This window comes from Streptomyces sp. NPDC088732 (genome assembly GCF_044751205.1).
Lineage (GTDB): Bacteria > Actinomycetota > Actinomycetes > Streptomycetales > Streptomycetaceae > Actinacidiphila.
Genome location: NZ_JBIVLI010000068.1, coordinates 1 through 1,406, shown reverse-complemented (window position 1 = coordinate 1,406; position 1,406 = coordinate 1). Strand labels below are relative to the sequence as shown.

1 protein-coding gene is annotated in these 1,406 nt (G+C 65.1%); it reads right to left on the bottom strand.

The genetic code is table 11. The features are described from left to right. Positions 1 to 1,406, bottom strand: a 1,406-nt coding sequence (locus ACIP9H_RS42290; protein WP_401598061.1) for an amino acid adenylation domain-containing protein, incomplete at both ends; no start/stop codon positions are given.

The following is a 1,406-nucleotide window of genomic DNA, read 5'->3' as shown; positions in this document are numbered from 1 at the left end:
GTGCGGTACATGCGGGTGCCGGGGGGGCCGTAGGGGTTGGCGGGGAAGCGTTCGGCGGTGAGGGCGGGGCGGTTGAGGTAGCCGCGGGCGAGGCCTGGGCCGGCTACGTAGAGTTCGCCGGTGACTCCGGTGGGGGTGAGTTGGAGGGTGTTGTCGAGGATGTAGAGGTTGAGGTCGGGGATGGGTCGGCCGATGGTGCTGCCGGGGGTGGTGTCGAGGGTGTGGGGGGTGAGGTGGGCGTGGGTGACGTGGACGGTGGTTTCGGTGATCCCGTACATGTTGATCATGTCGGGTCCGTGGTGGGGGTGGTGGTGGTACCAGTCGCGGAGTTGGTTGGGGTCGAGTGCTTCGCCGCCGAAGATGACGGTGCGGAGGTTGGTGAGGGCGTTGGTGGGTGTTTCTTTTTCCTGGCGGAGGAGTTGGTAGAAGGCTGAGGGGGTTTGGTTGAGGACGGTGACGTTTTCGCGGGTGAGGAGTTCGAGGAAGTCGGCGGGTGATCTGCTGGTGTGGAAGGGGACGACGACGAGTCGGCCGCCGGTGAGGAGGGGGCCCCAGATTTCCCAGACGGAGAAGTCGAAGGCGTAGGAGTGGAAGACGGTCCAGATGTCGTGGTTGTTGAAGTGGAACCAGTGGTCGGTGGCGGTCATGAGGCGTATGACGTTGTGGTGGGGGACGATGACGCCCTTGGGTTGTCCTGTGGAGCCTGAGGTGTAGATGACGTAGGCGGGGTGTGTGGGTGTGAGGGGGGTGGGGCGGTGGGTGTCGGTGGGGTTGGTGTGGGGGTGGGGGTTGGTGTTGAGGTCGTCGAGGAGGAGGAAGGTGGTGTTGGGGGTGGGGGGGAGTTTTTGTTGGACTTGTCGGGTGGTGATGGTGAGTGCGGGTGTGGCGTCGTTGAGGATGTAGGTGATGCGTTCGGTGGGGTAGCTGGGGTCGATGGGGACGTATGCGGCGCCGGTTTTGAGGACGGCGAGGAGGGTGACGATCATTTGTGCTGAGCGTTCGAGGGCGACGGCGACGAACTGTTCGGGGCCGAGTCCCTTGGTGAGGAGGTGGTGGGCCAGGCGGTTGGCCTGGGTGTTGAGTTGGGTGTAGGTGAGGGTTTGTTCCTCGAAGACGACGGCGGTGGCGTCGGGGGTTCGGGTGGCCTGGGTCTGGATCAGTTCGGGGAGGGTGGTCCAGGGTGCGGGGGTGGGGGTGGTGTTCCACTCGGCCTGGAGTTCGGCGTGTTCCTGTGGGGAGAGGATGTCCACGCGGGCTGCGGGTGTGTTGGTGTCGGTGGTGAATGCTTCCAGGATGCGTTGGAGGCGGGTGGCCCACTGTTCGATGTCGTGGTGGGTGAACAGGTCGGGGCGGTAGCTGAGGGCCAGGCGCAGCCGGCTCCCCGGAAACGCCGTCAAACTGAGCGG